Source organism: Paraburkholderia sp. IMGN_8 (assembly GCF_038050405.1).
In the GTDB taxonomy this organism is placed as follows: domain Bacteria; phylum Pseudomonadota; class Gammaproteobacteria; order Burkholderiales; family Burkholderiaceae; genus Paraburkholderia.
The window spans coordinates 2,956,824-2,973,979 of sequence record NZ_CP150901.1 but is presented as its reverse complement, the minus strand read 5'-3'; the positions used below and the strand labels follow the sequence as shown (position 1 = coordinate 2,973,979).

Below are 17,156 nucleotides of genomic sequence, written 5' to 3'. Positions count from 1 at the left end.
CGTGCTCCCACCACTGACGCACGGCGCGGTTCCGCTACCGGCGCAGGGCAGCCACTCTAACGGTGCCAGATCAGCAGACACCCACATTCAATATTATGGAATACCATAATATTGAAATGCTTGCGCCGAGCCATTTGGTGGAATACCGTAATACCAACCGCGACATTCTAGCGGTCGACACGAAGCGGGGCGCCCAGGTCCACAGCGCCCGCGGCACGACTGATTCGTCGTTTTCCTGCATACAGGGTCGATCATGAAATTCTCGTTGTTTCTGCACATGGAGCGGTACAACGCGGCAACACCGCACCGGCAACTCTTCGATGAGCTCACCGAGCTGGTCCAGATCGCGGAGAAAGGCGGGTTCGAGACCGCCTGGATAGGCGAGCATCACGCGATGGAATTCACGATCGCGCCCAATCCGTTCCTCAATCTTTCGTATCTCGCGGCGCGCACCCAAACAATTCGGCTCGGCACCGGGACGGTCATCGCCCCCTTCTGGCATCCGATTCGTCTCGCCGGGGAGGCTGGCATGGTGGACGTCGCAAGCAATGGGCGGCTCGACCTCGGCATCGCGCGCGGCGCCTACTCCTTCGAATATGAACGTCTGTCGCCGGGCCTCGATGCATTCGGCGCAGGCGCCCGGATGCGTGAACTGGTGCCCGCGCTGCGGCAGCTCTTCAAGGGGGACTACGCGCATCAAGGCGAATTCTGGTCCTGGCCGTCCACCACGCCGGTGCCGCGCCCGGTCCAGCAACCCATTCCGCCGATGTGGCTCGCGGCCCGCGATCCGAATTCGCACGAGTTCGCGGTCCGCAACGGCTGCAACGTGCAGGTCACCTCGCTGGCAGCGGGCGATGGCGAAGTGGTCAGTCTGATGGAGCGCTTCAACGCGGCCTGCAAGGCGAATCCCGAGGTGCCGCGGCCGCAGATCATGATGTTGATGCACACCTTTGTGGGCACGGATCCGGCCGAAGTGGACGCCGCCGTGGAAGATCTGAGCCGCTTCTATTGTTATTTCAGCAAGTGGTTCAAGAACGAGCGGCCGGTCAAGCAAGGCTTCATCGAATCGCTTACGGCAGAGGACATCGCGTCGTTCCCGCAATACGCGCCGGAACAGATTCGCAAGAACCTCGTGATCGGTCAGCCGGCGGCTGTCGTCGAGCGGCTGAAACAGTATGAAGAACTCGGCTTCGATCAATACAGCTTCTGGCTCGACAGCAATATGAGCTTCGAGCGCAAGCGCAAGTCGCTCGAACTGTTCATCTCGAACGTGATGCCCGCGTTCGAGGCCCGCGGCTGAAGGTGGATGTTCTTCGCTACGACATCCAGCCACGAGGAGCCGATTCCATGTTGAAGTCTTTCCAGCATTACATCGACGGCGAGTTCAGCGACGCCGCCGAGACCTTCGAGAGCATCAACCCGGCCACCGGCGACGTGTGGGCAACGATGCCCGCGGCGAACGCAGCCGACGTCGATCGCGCCGTGCAGGCCGCCGACCGCGCGTTGTTCGCGCCCGAATGGGCCGGCCTCACCGCGAGTCAGCGCGGCAAGCTGCTGTACCGGCTCGCCGACCTCGTCGCGGCAAACGCGCAGGAGCTCGCAGAGCTCGAAACGACCGATACCGGCAAGATCATCCGTGAGACGCGCAGCCAGATCGGTTATGTCGCCGAGTACTACCGTTATTACGCCGGCATCGCCGACAAGATTCACGGGGCCTGCCTGCCGGTCGACAAGCCCGACATGGACGTGTTTCTGCGCCGCGAACCGGTCGGTGTGGTCGCGGGCATCGTGCCGTGGAATTCGCAACTGTTTCTCTCGGCGGTGAAGATCGGTCCGGCGCTCGCAGCGGGCTGCACGATCGTGATCAAGGCGTCCGAGGAGGGCCCCGCGCCGCTGCTCGCTTTTGCGCAGCTCGTGCATCAGGCCGGTTTCCCCGCGGGCGTGGTGAACATCCTGACGGGCTTCGGTGCGGACTGCGGCCGCGCGCTCACGAGTCATCCGCTGGTGGCGAAGATCGCATTTACCGGGGGTCCGGAAACGGCGCGTCATATCGTGCGCAATTCGGCGGAGAACCTGGCCGCGACTTCGCTCGAACTGGGCGGCAAGTCGCCGGTGCTGGTCTTCGATGACGCCAGCGTGGAAAGTGTCAGTAACGCCGTGATCGCCGGGATTTTCGCGGCGACGGGGCAGAGTTGTGTCGCGGGCTCGCGGCTCCTGGTTCAACGCGGCATTCGTGATCGTCTGGTGGCTCGCCTCGTCGAGAAAGCTCAAGCGATCAAAATCGGCGATCCGCAGGATGTGGCTACCGAGATGGGACCGCTTGCCACGCTCAGGCAGCGCAACCATATTGAGGCGGTTCTCGCCGCCAGCCTCGCTGCAGGCGCCACGCTGCTGACCGGCGGCGCTCGCCCGTCAGCGCACGAGAAAGGCTTTTTCTTCGAGCCGACGATCGTCGACTGTCCTGACTCCACGGTGCCGAGCGTGGCGCAGGAGCTGTTCGGACCGGTGCTGAGCGTGATGAGCTTCGACACGGAAGCCGACGCCGTCGCGCTGGCCAACGACACGAAGTATGGGCTCGCCGCGGGCGTGTTCACGCGCGATCTCACTTGCGCGCACCGTCTCACGCGCCGGCTGCGCGCGGGCATTGTCTGGGTGAACACCTACCGCGCCGTCTCGCCGATCGTCCCGTTCGGCGGCTACGGGCTGAGCGGGTTGGGCCGCGAAGGCGGGCTCGACGCGGTACTCGACTACACCCGCACCAAATCTGTCTGGATCCGAACCTCGGACGAGCCGATCGCCGATCCTTTCGTCATGCGCTGAAGAGGGCACGATGTTTTACGAAATCCGCACTTACAAGATCAGGACCGGTGCCGTTCCGGCCTATCTGAAACTCGTCGAAGAAGAAGGTATCGAGTTGCAGAAGCACCATCTTGGCGAACTGGTGGGTTACTTCTTTTCGGAGATCGGGCCTCTGAACCAGATCGTTCATATGTGGGCCTATCCGAGTCTCGACGAACGCGAGGCGCGCCGTCAGCGCCTCGCCGAAGATCCGGCGTGGCAGGCGTTCTCACCGAAGATCCAGGCGCTGCTGGAAACAATGGAGAGCAAGATCATGAAGCCTGCCTCGTTCTCACCGCTCAAATAAAAAAGCCGTTCGCTGTCGATCCTTTCCGGAGGCGGCGTTTTCACTTTAAGGAGTAATCCTCATGAAAGAAGTACTACGTCGGCGAGCCCTTGGTCTTGCCCGCGCAGTCGCGATGACGGCCATCGTCTCGGCTGCCGCGTCCGTTTTCGCAGCCGATGCGCCGATCGTGTTCGCCAGTTGGGGTGGCACGACGCAATCCGCGCAGCAGAAGAATTGGGCACAGCCGTTTACCCTGGCGTCCGGCGTTCAGGTGCTGATGGATGGCCCCACCGACTACGGCAAGCTCAAGGCGATGGTCGATAGCGGCAACGTGCAATGGGATGTGGTCGACGTGGAAGGCGATTTCGCCTATGCGGCGCTGCGCGACGGACTCGTCGAACCGATCGATTATTCCGTGGTAAACAAGAGCGACCTGGATCCGCGTTTCACGTCGACGGGGGCGGTGGGCAGCTTCTACTATTCGTTCGTGCTCGGCTACAACAAGGCGGCGTTCAAGAGCGGCAGCCCTGCCAATTATGCGGACCTGTTCGATACCAAGCGTTTCCCCGGCAAGCGCACCTTCTACAAATGGTCGGCGCCGGGCGTGCTCGAAGTCGCCTTGCTGGCCGACGGCGTCCCACCGAACAAGCTCTATCCGCTCGATCTCGATCGCGCGTTCAGGAAGCTCGACACGATCAAAAGCCAGATCGTCTGGTGGAGCGGCGGCGCGCAGTCGCAACAACTGATGGCCTCGGGCGAAGCACCGATCGGCGTGTTCTGGAACGGTCGTCTGCATGCGCTGCAGCAGACGGGCGTGGATGTCGGCGTGTCGTGGAATCAGAACCTGACAGCCGCCGATATGCTGGTGGTGCCGAAAGGCGCGAAGCACAAGGCTGAGGCGATGAAGTTCCTCGCGAGCGCAACCGGCCCGCAGGCGCAAGCAAATTTCGCTGCTGAAACGGGTTATGCGCCGATCAATCTGAAATCGGCGGCGCTGCTGCCCGCCGATGTCGCCAAAACGCAGCCTGATCAATATAAGGCGACGCAAATCAACCTCGACATGAAGTACTGGGCCGACCATCGCGACGAGATTGCGAAGCGCTGGTATGCGTGGCAATCGAAATAAGGCGGTTGCGGGCCGAACACATCGAGGGAGTCGTCATGTCGAATGCATTGAGTACCGTCGCCGAGCCCGCGGTGGGCAAGCTGCAGCTAGGCGCCGGATTCAGGACCGCCCGGCTGGTGTTGCCGGCCGTGCTGCTGCTGGTGGTGTTCTTTCTGTTGCCGGTGCTGTCGTTGCTGCTTCACAGCGTGCTGGAACCGAGCCCAGGCTTGCAGAACTATACGCAGCTGTTCGGTTCGACGACTTACCTGAGAGTGTTCGGCAACACGTTCTTCGTGGCCACGGTAGTGACGGCAGTGACGCTTGTGATCGGCTTTCCGACTGCATGGTTGCTGGCCATCGCGCCGCGCTGGATCGGCAAGCTGGTGTTCGCGATCCTGCTGCTTTCGATGTGGACCAACCTGCTGGCGCGCACGTTTGCATGGATGGTGCTGCTGCAGCAAACCGGGCCGATCAACCGTCTGCTAATGTGGCTCGGGGTGATCGATGCGCCGCTTACTCTGGTCAATAACCTGACCGGCGTCACGATCGGCATGACCTACATCATGCTGCCGTTTCTCGTGATGCCGCTGCACGCCACCCTGCGCGCGATCGATCCCACCACGCTGCGGGCTGCCGCCATCTGCGGGGCGAGCCGCTGGCAAGCCTTCTGGCGGGTGCTGGTGCCGCTCGCGATGCCGGGCATTGCGAGCGGGGCGCTGATGGTGTTCGTGATGGCGCTTGGGTACTTCGTCACGCCCGCGCTGCTGGGCGGCCCGGAATATATGATGCTCGCCGAACTGATCGCGCAACTGGTGCAGCAATTGCTGAACTGGGGTCTCGCGGGCGCCGCGGCCTTTGTCCTGTTGCTCGTCACGCTTTCGCTCTATGCCCTGCAATTGCGCTTTTCCGAGCGCGCGGCCGGTGCGTCAGGAGTTCACTGACATGCTGCTCGATTTCGATCGTCTCGGACCGCTGCGCTGGCTGCTCCTGGCCATTGGCGCGTCGGTGTCGCTATTCCTGTTGTTGCCTGTGCTGTTCATCGTCGCGTTGTCGTTCGGCAATTCGCAATGGCTGATGTTTCCGCCGCCTGGCTGGACCCTCCAGTGGTATCGCCTATTGCTCTCCGATCCTGGCTGGCTCGATTCGCTGATGACCAGCGTCGAACTGGGCCTCGTCGTGATGGTGTTGTCGGTCACGCTAGGTCTGTTCGCTTCGCTCGCGCTGACCCGCGGCGATTTCCGCGGAAGGGCGCTGCTCAAGTCTTTTTTTCTCACGCCGATGGTGTTGCCGGTCGTCGTGCTTGCGGTCGCGCTGTACGCGTTCTTTCTGCGCATCGGCTTGACCGGCACATTGGTCGGCTTCGTGATCGGGCATCTGATCATCGCGCTGCCGTTTTCGATCATCGCGATCAGCAACTCGCTGGAAAGCTTCGACACCACGCTCGAAGATGCCGCGCTGATTTGCGGAGCGGGGCCGTTCGAAGTGAAATGGCGCGTCACGCTGCCCGCCATTCGTCTCGGCCTGTTCGCGGCGGCGATCTTCTCGTTCCTCGCTTCCTGGGATGAAGTGGTGGTGTCCATTTTCATGGCTAGCCCGACGCTGCAGACGCTGCCCGTGCGAATCTGGAGCACGTTGCGGCAGGATCTGACGCCGGTGATTGCCGCTGCATCGTCGCTGCTGGTCGGACTGACCGTCGTGCTGATGTTGCTAGGACTTGTACTCAAGCGAGGTAAATCGTGAGCTCACCGTTTCTGCAGATTCAACGGCTTCGCAAGACCTACGATCAGGTCGTGGCCATCGATCAAGTTTCGCTCGACATCAAGAAGGGCGAGTTCATGACTTTTCTCGGACCGTCGGGTTCGGGCAAGAGTACGACGCTTTATATTGTCGCGGGCTTCCAGTCGCCTACCGAGGGGCGCGTGCTGCTCGACGGAAAATCGTTGTTGTCGGTCGCGCCGAATCGACGCAACATCGGCATGGTGTTTCAGCGCTACACGCTGTTCCCGCATCTGACCGTCGGCGAAAACGTGGCCTTTCCGCTGCGCGTGCGGCGCATGTCTGACGCCCAGGTGAAATCGAAGGTCGAACAGATGCTCAAGCTCGTGCATCTCGGCGATTGCCGCGACCGTATGCCGGGTCAGCTATCGGGCGGGATGCAGCAGCGCGTGGCGATCGCCCGCGCGTTGGCCTATGATCCGCCAGTGCTGTTGATGGACGAACCGCTTTCCGCGCTGGATAAGAAGTTGCGCGAGGAGTTGCAGACCGAGTTGCGCCGCATTCATCAGCAAACCGGCGTGACGATTCTCTACGTGACCCATGATCAGGAGGAGGCCTTGCGTCTGTCCGACCGGATTGCGGTATTCAACAAAGGGCGTATCGAGCAGGTCGGCACCGGCGAAGATCTTTACGCACAGCCGGCATCGCGCTTCGTCGCGAGTTTCATCGGTAATTCGAATTTTCTGCCGGTCACGCTGGCGGGCAGCAACGGCGGTTCGCATGCGGTGTTCCCTAACGGAAAGCCGGTACAGGTGGGCAGTTTCGATCGCACGCTGAGTGCCGGCAGCAACGGTGCGTTGATGCTGCGTCCCGAACAGATAACGATTCGTGCGCAGCCCGTGCAAAGCGCCGACGGCAGTTTGCCGGTGACGGTGCGTGATGTCACCTATCTGGGCGACACGATGCACTATTCGGTGGCGACGCCGTGGGCACAGGAGATCGCTGTGCGCGCGCCGGCCGGTTTGCGGGAAGCGAACCTGGCGGTTGGTGCGCAAGCGTGGCTCGACTGGGATAGCGTGAGCGCCCGGGTCTTTCCTGTCTGAGCAGCGCGAGGTATGGATTTTCCAGGTGTCGCCTATGCGATACTATGGGATTCCAAAAACCACTATATCCGGATGTCGCCCGGAGACGAGAGAGAGCCATGATGGATCAAATGCGTGTCGACCGCAGTGCGCCGACGCTGCGCGAACTGACTCTTGAGAAATTGCGCGAGGCCATTTCTCAGGGCTTTTATCGACCCGGCGATCGCTTAATCGAGCGTACGCTGTGCGATCAACTAGGCGTGAGCCGCACCGTAGTCCGCGAGGTATTGCGCCACCTCGAAACGGAAGGTCTGGTCGAAACCGGCTCACATTCAGGGCCGATCGTCGCAAGACTCGATCCGGCGCAGGTCGAGGAAATCTACGAAATCCGCGCGCTGCTGGAGTCGGAAGCAGCGCGTGCTTGTGCAGAACGTGCCACGCCTGCGCTGTTGAAGCAACTGCGCGACATCCGCAAGGAGATCGAGGACGCGTTCGACAAGGCGGATTTCAAGCGCGTGTTGCTCAACACCGAACAGTTCTACGAAACGATGTTCACCGGCGGCCAGAAGCTGATGATGCATCAGGTGGTCAAGTCGCTGAACGCGCGAATCAACCAGCTTCGCTCGATGACGATTTCATCGCCTGGGCGAGGTACGGATTCGAATCGCGAGATGAACAAGTTGCTCGCGGCCATCGCCAAGAAAGATGGTGACGCGGCGGCTGCCGCGTCGCTTGAACACGTGAGACGTACCGCCGGCATCGCCATGGCGGCGCTCGCCGAAAAGGAAGCCGCGACAAGCGACTGATTCTGACTGCTGCTGCAGGCAGGAAGCTATCGAGCCGTCGATTCCGACGGCTTTTTTTCGCCCGCGAATTGCGGGGCATTCTCGTCAACCCTCGCGTAAACCCCGTCGACGCCTGAAAATTCTTGCGTACAATAATATGGAATACCATAATACATCGAAGGCGCTATCGCATGAGGCCATGGCGCATTTGCCCACGGAGAAAGTCTGATGAAGCTCGAGATTCGCAAGCTGGTCACCTATGTGGAAGACACGTTTATCGAAGGTGGTAAAGCGGCTTCGAAGCCGCTGAAGCTCTTCGCCGCTGCCGCCGTGCTGCGCAATCCCTGGGCGGGACGCGGTTTTGTCGAAGACCTGAAGCCGGAGATTCACGGGCTCGCGCCGCAACTGGGCGAGATCCTGACGGCCGAGATCCTGCGCATCGCCGGGTCCGGTGCAGCTGTGGAAGGCTATGGGAAGGCGGCTATCGTCGGTACGTCGGGCGAGATCGAGCATGCGTCGGCGCTGATCCATACACTGCGCTTCGGCAACAAGTTCCGTGAGGCTGTCGGCGCGAAGAGCTATCTGAGCTTTACGAATCTGCGCGGCGGCCCCAATTGTCCGGTGACGATTCCGCTGATGCACAAGGGCGACGAAGGCATGCGCTCGCATTACCTCACTGTCCAGTTCTCAATCGTCGATGCGCCCGCGCCCGACGAACTCGTGATCGCGCTGGGCGCGTCGATCGGCGGCCGGCCGCATCACCGCATCGGCGACCGTTATCAGGATCTGAAGGAGCTCGGATCCAATGAAGCATGAAACCGTCATCGAGCGTGCGTCGACGAGCGGAACGTTCGACGGCACGGCATACAACGTGGCAGGCGAGGGTGCCGCACTCGTGCTGATTCACGGCGTAGGCATGAACCGCAGCGTGTGGGCGCCGCAAGTGGCCGAGTTGCAGGCGCACTTTCGGGTGGTGTCTTACGACGTGCTGGGACATGGTGCGAGCCGTCTGCCGGCGGCCGAGCCGACCCTCGACGAATACGCCGCGCAACTGGCCGCGCTGCTCGACTATTTACAGATCGAGTCGGCGCATGTGGTCGGTCATTCGATGGGATCGCTGATCGCATTGGAATTCGCGTTGCGTTATCCGGCGCGGGTGTCGAGTGTCGTTGCGCTCAATGCGGTCTACGACCGCACGCCGACGCAGCGGGCCGCGGTCATGCAGCGAGCGGCGTCGCTTGAAACCGGCGGCATCGAACAGCCGAGCATCGACGCGACGATTGCGCGCTGGTTCGACGATCCGGTGCCAGGGCATCTCGCCGAAGTCGCGGAGTTGGTGCGTTCGTTGCTGGAGTCGGTCAATCCGGAGGGCTATGCGCGAACCTACCGGCTCTTTGCCAGTTCCGATCGGGCACATGTTGGCCGCTTGCCGCAACTTACCGTGCCGGCGCTTTTCATGACCGGCGAGTGCGATCCGAACTCAAGTCCGGCGATGTCGCAATCGATGGCGGCCGCAGCGCCCAACGCGCGCGCCGAGATCGTCGCGAACCAACGGCACATGATGAACGTGACGGCACCGTCGGTGGTGAATCAGCGGCTCCTGCGTTTTTTCAGCGAAGTGAAATGAAGCGAAGCGAGAAATGAAGTAAGTGATCCGGGTCCGGACCGGAGTTGTTTATCTTGAGGAGCAAGACCATGGGCGAATCCGTTTTCGATGTTGCTGAATTCCGCCGGGCGCTGGGCGCCTTCGTGACCGGTGTGACCGTCGTGACGACCATTCAACCGGACGGCTCGCCGCGCGGCTTTACTGCGAACTCGTTCACGTCGGTTTCGCTCGACCCCGCGTTGATCCTCGTGTGCATTGCCAAGACCGCGTCGAGCCATCCGGTGTTTTCGCAAACGCAGCGTTTCGCGGTAAGCGTGCTGGCCGAAGATCAGAGGCCTGTCTCGGGCGTGTTCGCGTCGAAGAGCGCGGACAAGTTCGCGCAGGTTGCCTGGCATGCGCGTCAGACTGGAAGCCCGTTGATAGACGGTGCGGCGGCGAGTTTCGATTGCGAGACCCATCAGGTGGTGGATGCGGGCGATCACATCATTCTGATTGGCCGCGTGGCGGACTTTACGAATACGAGCGCGACGCCGCTGGGCTACTGCCGGGGCGCGTATGTCGACTTCAGTCTGTCCCAGGAGGCGCTCGCCGCGACCGCACAGCGTGCTCAGGTCGGGGCGATTCTCGAACATCCACGCGGGCTGATACTGATTGAAACGGCGGCGGGGCTACAGTTGCCGACCGGCACGCGCCTCGAACCTGCTTCCGATGCGGCGAGTCTGCGCGGTGTGCTTGGCGGCTACCGCCTGAATGCAAATCTGGATTTCCTGTTCGCAGTCTTCGAGGATAAAGGCGTCACGCACATCTATTATCGCGGCCGTATTGTCGATGAGGCGCCCGCCGCTGGCGGGATCCGTTACGTCCCGCTCAGCGAAATACCTTGGGATGAGATTCGCGATCCTGCTGTTCAGTCGATGTTGTGCCGCTATGTGAAGGAGCGTACCGAAGATGCGTTCGGTATCTACGTCGGCGATGTCGAATCGGGTACGGTGCAGTCGCTGCTCGCGAGCGTGTAGAAGGGGAGAGCGGGATGCGCTGGAAGCGGTCTTCGACGAGCTTGACTTGCCCGGCAGATGAAGCGTCATCGGCTCGCGCCTCCCGCGCCGACATGCGCTTCGATCTCGCCCACCACCTTGAACAGATCGCCCACGAACCCGATGTCCGCGACTGAAAAGATCGGTGCGTCCGGATCTTTATTGATCGCGACGATGGTCTTCGAGTCCTTCATCCCGGCCAGATGCTGAATCGCACCGGAGATGCCGAATGCAAGGTAGACGTCGGGCGCGACCATCTTGCCGGTTTGCCCGACCTGGGCGGTATTCGGCGCGTAGCCGGCATCCACCGCGGCGCGCGATGCGCCGAGCGCCGCGCCCATCTTTTCCGCCAGTTCGCCGAGCCGTTCCATGTTGTCCTTCGATGCCAGACCGCGCCCGCCCGCGACGACGATCCGCGCGTCGGGCAATTCGCGGCCGGTCTGTGCCGAGGCCTGGCGTTCGACAAGCTTCGTCCTGCTAAAGCCCGCGATGGCTTCGACCGTTACGCGCAGGCCGTTGCCGCCGCTGTCGGCAGCGGGCGCGAATGACGATGCGCGAAACGTCGCGAACGTCACGGCGCTCGCCGTGTTCACGTTGGCAACGACGCTTCCTGCGTAGAGGCTGCGGACATAAGAGCCTTCACCTTCTACAGCGATCACATCCGGAATGAACGCGCCACCCACCAGCGCGGCCGCGCGCGGCAGGGCGCTACGACCGAGCGTCCGATGACTCGCGGCGATCAGCGAATACGGTCCGTGCATCGCGTGCAGTTGCGCGGCGAGCGTTTCAGGCACAACGCACTCGCTCACAGCACCTGCCATCACGAGAACGCGCTCGATCCCGGCGATCTTTTCGACTGCGGATGCCAGCGAGGCATCCGGCAAGAACACATCGACCGACAGACCGCGTTGCATGACCGCTGTGATGACGCGAAGCGTCGCGTCGGCCACGCGGCCGTTTTCGCTTTCAGCTACGACAAGGCTTCTCATACGGGGACTCCTGCTTGATCGAACACACGTCGTTCCGTGAGCGCTGCAATTAGCGCGGCGCTGTCGGCGACCTTGATGCCGGGCTGACGAACCGGCGGGTCGCTGAGCTTCACGATATGGCTTTGCGGCGTCAGGTCGATGGCCAGCGTGGTGGCATCGACGATCGCGAGCGGCTTCTGCTTCGCCTTGACGATGCTCGGCAAGGTCACGCGGCGCGGCTCGGCGAGGCGCAGATCGGCGCTGACGACAGCCGGACCCTCGAGCAGCCACGTCGCCGTGCCGGTGTCGTCGCCGCACGTAACGGCCCAGCCTGCGCCATCCGCCGAAAGGGTGCTGGCGTTCAACGCCTGCGGCCAGTCGAGCAGGGCGGCGAGCATCGCGGCGACGCCGCCGATATCGCCGTCGATCGCCTGCTTGCCGCACAGCACGAGGCCGTATGCGCGAGTCGCCATGTGGGCGTTCAGCAGGCGGGCTACGGCCAGCGAATCCAACGTGGAAGTCGCCGTCGAAGTGTCGATCAGCACTGCGTCGTCCGCGCCCATCGCCAGCGCCGTGCGCAAGACATCCTGGCTGGCTTGCGTGCCGCACGTGATCACCGTTACCTTCGATGCGGCGCCGGCTTCCCTGAGTTGCAATGCCTTTTCGACCGCGCATTCGTCGAACGGATTGAGGGACATCTTGAGACCGGTGGTGTCGATCGAGCCGTTTGCGGCGACCCGTACGCGCACATTCGCGTCCACCACACGTTTGACTGGAACCAGAATGTTGATTGTCATGACTGGAGCGTCCATCGATTGGGAATCAGGAGACCGCGCCGGAGCCGTATTTGCCAACCAGCAGAGCGCCGCTGGCGAACCGGTCGAGGGCGTAGGGCGCGAGAGAAACATCGGTGGGCTGACCGAGCGCGTGCTGCGCGAGGATCTTGCCGATGCCCGGCGAGAGCTTGAAGCCGTGCCCGGAGAAGCCGAAGCCGACCACGAGTCCCTCGATATCGGCGACCCGGCCCAACACCGGATTCCAGTCGGGCGTCACGTCGTAGACGCCGGTCCACGAGGAAGCCAGACCCGCGGCTTCGTAAGCAGGGAAGCGTTCGGCGACTTGCGCGCCGACTTCGGCGACATAGTCGAGCGAGATATCGCCCTGTTCCGTTTCCGGCGAGTTCAGCGTTTCGCCGACCACGCCTTCGGACACGAGCATCTGGCTGCCGCCGTAGCTGCGGTAATAGAGCATGCCGGCCGAGCCCAGGTCCTTGAACGCCGGCATCCTGAACGAGTACGCGGCGCCTTCGCATTCGAGCGCGAGCACCGTGTGACGCTCCGGCTTGACCGGCAGCGGCACGCCGATCCAGCCGGCGAGTTCCGGCGTCCAGATGTTCTGCGTGCTGATGAGGGTGCCGCAACCGAAGTTTCCGGCGCTCGTCTCGACGCCGGTGATCCGGCGTCCTTCGCGGATGAGGCCCGTTACCGCGACGCCTTCCATGATCTTGACGCCGCGCCGGCGCGCCGAACGGGCAAAACCGGTGGCGACAAGATAGGCATCGGCAAAACCCGCTTCCGGTTCGAAACCGATCAGCGCGGCATCGTCGAAGCTCGCGATCGGCAGGCGCTCGCGCGCCTCGCCCTTGTCGAGCAACTGCACATCGATGCCCATGTCCTGCTGTGTGGCGAGCGAGGCGCGCAGCGGCTCCAGCTTGTCGCCCTCGGGCGAGCAGATCAGGTAGCCGCATTTGACGAGACCGCAGGATGCTTCGTCGTCGCCGACATATTCGGCGAAATTATTGAACGCCCACCACGATGAGCGCGCCAGTTCCACATTCTGGTGCACAGAATAATGCGTGCGCAGCAGGCCGGACGACTGCGAGGTGGTGCCCGCGCCGATCGTGCCCTGCTCGATGACCAGCACGCTCTGCGCGCCCTGTGCGGCGAGATGATGGGCGACCGACGCGCCGATGACGCCAGCGCCGATCACGATGAAATCGTAGTGGCTCATGTGGACCTCTGTGTGGGCAATGAGGCGAATTCTAGGAAAACGCCGGGCGCGCCAATTTTGTATTAGGCAAACTTATGGCGACTCAATGCAATTTCTCATCCTGAACACCGGCCCTGCATACATCGGCACCATGCTTTCGTGCCGCACAGGATGACCGGCAAGTCACCAACGCGAGCGGAGCATTCCATGAGACGAACCCCGACCCCGATCGACCTGCGCGCGCTGCAGGCATTCGCCGCCGTCTGCGAGAGCGGCTCGATGACGGGCGCGGCAAAACAGTTGGGCGTGAGCCAGAGCGCGGTCAGCCAGTCGATCGCCGCGTTGGAGCGCGACCAGGGCCTGACGCTGTTCGACCGCGAGAGCCGCCCGCCGCGGCCGAACGTGGCGGGGCGCGCGCTGCTCGAACTGGCGGGTCCGCTGATCGAGCATGCGCAGATGGTCAGCGCCCGCATCGGCGATGCGTCGCATACGGGCAAGATGCCGGTGCGGCTGGGCTGTGTCGATTCATTCGCGGCGACCGTCGGCCCAGAGTTGATCCGCGCGGTGTCGAATTCGGAGCGGCAGATTTCGATGTGGTCCGGCCTGACGCCGGGCCTGAGCAAGCAACTGCACGACCGGGAACTGGATATAGCGATTTGCACGCAGACTACGCTGAACGACGCACGGATCGTCGAAGTGCCGCTGTTTTCCGAGGCATTTGTCGTAGTGGTTGCGCGCAGCTATCTGAGCGGGCGCCGCAATATCGACTGGCGCACGCTCGCGCTGGAAATGCCGCTGATCCGCTATACGGCGCGCTCGGTGATCGGGCAGCAGATCGAGCGTTTCGCGCGGCATCTGGGCATCAACAGCCCGCGGCGGTACGAATTCGACGCGACCGATCCGCTGCTGAGTCTGGTGGCGGCGCGTGTGGGTTTTGCGATTTCGACGCCATTGTGTCTGTGGCAGGCGCGCCACTATCTGGACGATATCGCGGTGATGCCGTTGCCGCCGAGCCGTCTCGGGCGGCGCGATTTCTTTCTGTTGCACCGCCAGGGTGAATGGGACCGGTTCGCCGGCGACATCGTCATGCTGACGCGCGGCGTGCTGGATAACGCGATTCAGCCGTCGCTTGCGCGGGCGCTGCCCGATTTGCCGGACGACGCCTTGCGGTGACACGAGGAACGTGGATCGCGAGTGGCCGTTGACGCGTGCGCCGCGAAGGTGCAACCGGATTTGCAACGCATGCTCGAGGCTTCGCTGCACGCAGTTCAGGCGCTATAACGCCGCTTTGTATAAGCGTTGCTTTTGACGCTGCTTAACCGCACACCTCGTTCTTGTGCAAAGTCGCACCAGCCGCAACGAAGATGTGCACCGCAGTCGAGCCGGCGAGCCCTTCAGCCTGAATGCCGACAAAGCCTTATTGCGCGCAAGGCGTTTATTGGTGGGAATTTTTGATTCACGCAGATAAACATGGCACAAACGTTGCATTGAGTTTACCCAGCGGTCGTGACCGGAAGCAGTGAGAGATCAGTCAGCACTCGACTGCGGATACACAAAGATCGACAGGAATTGAATGGGCGTCTTGATCAGACGCTCAGGACCGTGCGGTATCTCACCCTGGAAGGTCAGCGTGTCGCCGGGATGAAGGATGTAGGTTTGCTGACCGTGGCGGTATTCGATCACGCCTTTGAGCATGTGGATGAATTCGGTGCCCGGGTGCTCGAACACAGGAAAACGTTCGGCCTCGTCCTCCATCGTGATCAGGAAGGGCTCGAAGAGCTTGCGCGGACCCTGGTCGTAAGCAAGAAGGTGATAGGTGTGACCGCGTTTGGTGCCTTTGCGGACCACCTCCATGCCGGCGCCTTTTTTGACGAGCTGTGCGCCGCCTTGCGGCACGTCGAAATTGCGGAACAGCGTGGAGAGCGAAACGCCGAGCGCCAGGGCGATGCGGTTGAGCACCTCGAGGCCCGCGGAGGTCTGCGCGTTCTCGATCTTCGAGAGCATGCCGCGACTGATGCCGGCCTGCGCGGAGACCTGGGCGATCGTCAGGCCGTGACGCTGGCGTAGTTCGCGGATGGTAATGCCGAGGTAGCGTTCGAGCGGCGTTTTGTTGTCTTCACCGGTTTGCATGTAGGCCTCACGGAAAAGGAAAGCGTAGCAGATTGCAGCGCCGGGTCGCGCGCGAAGAGTTTCACCTGGAGAATCTTTGTTGCTCGCCAATAAAGTTCCAGCTTGATGGAAGACAAGCTTGAAGCGCGCCGCGACCGGCGTTCAAAAGCGTGTTGCATAGTCTGGCCACATGCGTTGCGCGTGGCTTTTCCAAACCACGAAGGATGTAGTTGCAAGGAGTGGCGATGAACCTGAACGATGCGAGCAAGCTGCCGGTCAACGAACTCGGATGCGTGCCCCGCTTCGGCTCGGCGGAAGAGGCGCAAGCTTATCTGACGCAGCAGAGCGTGAAGTACGTGCTGGCGCAGTTTGTCGATATTCACGGTGTGGCCAAGGCGAAATCGGTGCCGGTCAGTCATCTGAAGAGCGTGTTGAAAGCGGGCGCGGGTTTCGCGGGTTTTGCGATCTGGGGTGTCGGCATCGAGCCGAACGGACCCGACTACATGGCCGTCGGCGATCTGGCGACGCTCACGCCGGTGCCGTGGCAGCCGGGCCTGGCACGGATCGTCTGCGACGGTCACGTGGATGGCGAAGCGTGGCAATACGATTCGCGCGTCACGTTGAAGAAACAGGTCGCCCGGATGACGGAGCGCAACTGGACGCTCTTCACGGGTCTGGAGCCGGAATTCTCGCTGCTGCGCCGTTCGGCGTCCGGCGCGCTGGAGCCATGCGATCCGAGCGATACGCTCGCCAAGCCGTGCTACGACTACAAGGGCCTCTCGCGTACACGCGACTTCCTGGAAAAGCTCACCGAGTCGATGCGCGCGGTCGGGATCGACGTCTATCAGATCGATCACGAAGACGCGAACGGTCAGTTCGAAATCAACTACACGTACACCGATTGCCTGACGTCATGCGATCACTACGTGTTCTTCAAGATGGCGGCCTCCGAGATCGCCAATGAACTCGGCATGATCTGCTCGTTCATGCCGAAGCCGTTCGCGAACCGTCCCGGCAACGGCATGCACATGCATATGTCGATCGGCGACGGCGAGCGCAACCTGTTCGCCGATCCCTCGGACAAGCTCGGCATGGGCCTCTCGTCGCTCGGCTACCAGTTCACGGCGGGCCTGCTCGCGCACGCGCCGGCGCTGACCGCACTGTGCAATCCGACGGTGAACTCGTACAAACGCCTCGTCGTCGGCCGCTCGCTGACGGGCGCGACGTGGGCGCCGGCCTACATCAGCTACGGCGACAACAATCGTTCGACGATGGTGCGCATGCCTGGCGAGCGTATCGAACTGCGGCTGCCCGACGGCGCATGCAATCCCTATCTCGCGACGGCGGCGGTGATCGCGGCGGGACTCGACGGCATCGACCGCGGCATGTCGCCGGGCGAGCCGGCTAACGAAAACCTGTACGAGTGGTCGCCCGCGCGCCTGGCTGAACACGGCATCGGCGTGCTACCGCAAAACCTCGAGCAGGCGCTCGACGCACTCGAAAGCGACCGCGTGATCTGCGATGCGCTCGGTCCGGTTGCCGATGAATTCCTCAAGCTCAAGCGGATGGAGTGGCTCGAATACATGCGCCACGTTTCGGACTGGGAACTGAAGACCTACCTCGAATTTTTCTAAGGAG

At 62.3% G+C, this 17,156-nt stretch carries 17 protein-coding genes; 13 read left to right on the top strand and 4 right to left on the bottom strand.

Translation table 11 applies throughout. The annotated features are described in order from the left end of the window. Positions 1 to 253: 253 nt before the first annotated feature. The 11 genes from WN982_RS34565 (at position 254) to WN982_RS34515 (ending at position 10,434) form a co-directional block, all read left to right on the top strand. On the top strand, positions 254 to 1,300 hold the full coding sequence (locus WN982_RS34565) for an LLM class flavin-dependent oxidoreductase (protein ID WP_341316496.1): 1,047 nt from the start codon (positions 254 to 256) through the stop codon (positions 1,298 to 1,300). 47 nt (positions 1,301 to 1,347) lie between these two features. After that, positions 1,348 to 2,820 (top strand): aldehyde dehydrogenase, encoded by a 1,473-nt coding sequence (locus WN982_RS34560; RefSeq protein WP_341316495.1) that lies wholly within the window; start codon positions 1,348 to 1,350, stop codon positions 2,818 to 2,820. A gap of 10 nt (positions 2,821 to 2,830) precedes the next feature. After that, on the top strand, positions 2,831 to 3,145 hold the full coding sequence (locus WN982_RS34555; RefSeq protein ID WP_341316494.1) for an NIPSNAP family protein: 315 nt from the start codon (positions 2,831 to 2,833) through the stop codon (positions 3,143 to 3,145). Between the two features lie 112 nt (positions 3,146 to 3,257). Further along, a complete protein-coding gene (locus WN982_RS34550; RefSeq protein WP_341319515.1) occupies positions 3,258 to 4,250 on the top strand; it encodes an ABC transporter substrate-binding protein in 993 nt (330 codons plus the stop codon). Positions 4,251 to 4,285: 35 nt separating this feature from the next. Continuing rightward, a complete protein-coding gene (locus WN982_RS34545; RefSeq protein ID WP_341316493.1) occupies positions 4,286 to 5,170 on the top strand; it encodes an ABC transporter permease in 885 nt (294 codons plus the stop codon). Position 5,171: 1 nt separating this feature from the next. Then, positions 5,172 to 5,969, top strand: coding sequence for an ABC transporter permease (locus WN982_RS34540; RefSeq protein WP_341316492.1), 798 nt, complete (start codon positions 5,172 to 5,174; stop codon positions 5,967 to 5,969). Then, a complete protein-coding gene (locus WN982_RS34535; protein WP_341316491.1) occupies positions 5,966 to 7,048 on the top strand; it encodes an ABC transporter ATP-binding protein in 1,083 nt (360 codons plus the stop codon). Before WN982_RS34540 ends, WN982_RS34535 begins: the two co-directional genes overlap by 4 nt. 101 nt (positions 7,049 to 7,149) lie before the next feature. Next, positions 7,150 to 7,833 (top strand): GntR family transcriptional regulator, encoded by a 684-nt coding sequence (locus WN982_RS34530; protein ID WP_341319514.1) that lies wholly within the window; start codon positions 7,150 to 7,152, stop codon positions 7,831 to 7,833. Between the two features lie 207 nt (positions 7,834 to 8,040). Further along, the gene (locus WN982_RS34525) at positions 8,041 to 8,628 is read left to right on the top strand and encodes an amino acid synthesis family protein (protein ID WP_341316490.1); all 588 of its coding nucleotides are present in this window, start codon (positions 8,041 to 8,043) and stop codon (positions 8,626 to 8,628) included. Beyond that, positions 8,618 to 9,439 carry an alpha/beta fold hydrolase gene (locus tag WN982_RS34520; protein ID WP_341316489.1) on the top strand — a complete coding sequence of 274 codons (822 nt, stop codon included), beginning with the start codon at positions 8,618 to 8,620 and terminating at the stop codon, positions 9,437 to 9,439. Before WN982_RS34525 ends, WN982_RS34520 begins: the two co-directional genes overlap by 11 nt. Before the next feature lie 68 nt (positions 9,440 to 9,507). After that, positions 9,508 to 10,434: a flavin reductase gene (locus WN982_RS34515; RefSeq protein ID WP_341316488.1), complete on the top strand. Its 927-nt coding sequence runs from the start codon at positions 9,508 to 9,510 to the stop codon at positions 10,432 to 10,434. 65 nt (positions 10,435 to 10,499) lie between these two features. Here the strand turns inward: WN982_RS34515 and WN982_RS34510 are convergent, their stop codons facing one another. Genes WN982_RS34510 through WN982_RS34500 form a run of 3 tightly spaced genes read right to left on the bottom strand, consistent with a single transcriptional unit; the run spans position 10,500 to position 13,430 of the window. Continuing rightward, a complete protein-coding gene (locus tag WN982_RS34510; RefSeq protein WP_341316487.1) occupies positions 10,500 to 11,441 on the bottom strand; it encodes an FAD-binding protein in 942 nt (313 codons plus the stop codon). Then, positions 11,438 to 12,211, bottom strand: a complete 774-nt coding sequence (locus WN982_RS34505) for an electron transfer flavoprotein subunit beta/FixA family protein (RefSeq protein ID WP_341319513.1) — start codon at positions 12,209 to 12,211, stop codon at positions 11,438 to 11,440. Before WN982_RS34505 ends, WN982_RS34510 begins: the two co-directional genes overlap by 4 nt. Before the next feature lie 31 nt (positions 12,212 to 12,242). Continuing rightward, positions 12,243 to 13,430, bottom strand: a complete 1,188-nt coding sequence (locus WN982_RS34500) for an FAD-binding oxidoreductase (protein ID WP_341316486.1) — start codon at positions 13,428 to 13,430, stop codon at positions 12,243 to 12,245. 186 nt (positions 13,431 to 13,616) lie between these two features. Between WN982_RS34500 and WN982_RS34495 the strand changes: the two genes are divergently transcribed. Further along, on the top strand, positions 13,617 to 14,582 hold the full coding sequence (locus tag WN982_RS34495) for a LysR family transcriptional regulator (RefSeq protein ID WP_341316485.1): 966 nt from the start codon (positions 13,617 to 13,619) through the stop codon (positions 14,580 to 14,582). A 354-nt stretch (positions 14,583 to 14,936) separates the two neighbouring features. Here the strand turns inward: WN982_RS34495 and WN982_RS34490 are convergent, their stop codons facing one another. Next, positions 14,937 to 15,539: an XRE family transcriptional regulator gene (locus tag WN982_RS34490; protein ID WP_341316484.1), complete on the bottom strand. Its 603-nt coding sequence runs from the start codon at positions 15,537 to 15,539 to the stop codon at positions 14,937 to 14,939. Positions 15,540 to 15,763: 224 nt separating this feature from the next. Between WN982_RS34490 and glnT the strand changes: the two genes are divergently transcribed. Further along, positions 15,764 to 17,152: a type III glutamate--ammonia ligase gene (gene glnT, locus WN982_RS34485; protein WP_341316483.1), complete on the top strand. Its 1,389-nt coding sequence runs from the start codon at positions 15,764 to 15,766 to the stop codon at positions 17,150 to 17,152. Positions 17,153 to 17,156 lie beyond the last annotated feature (4 nt).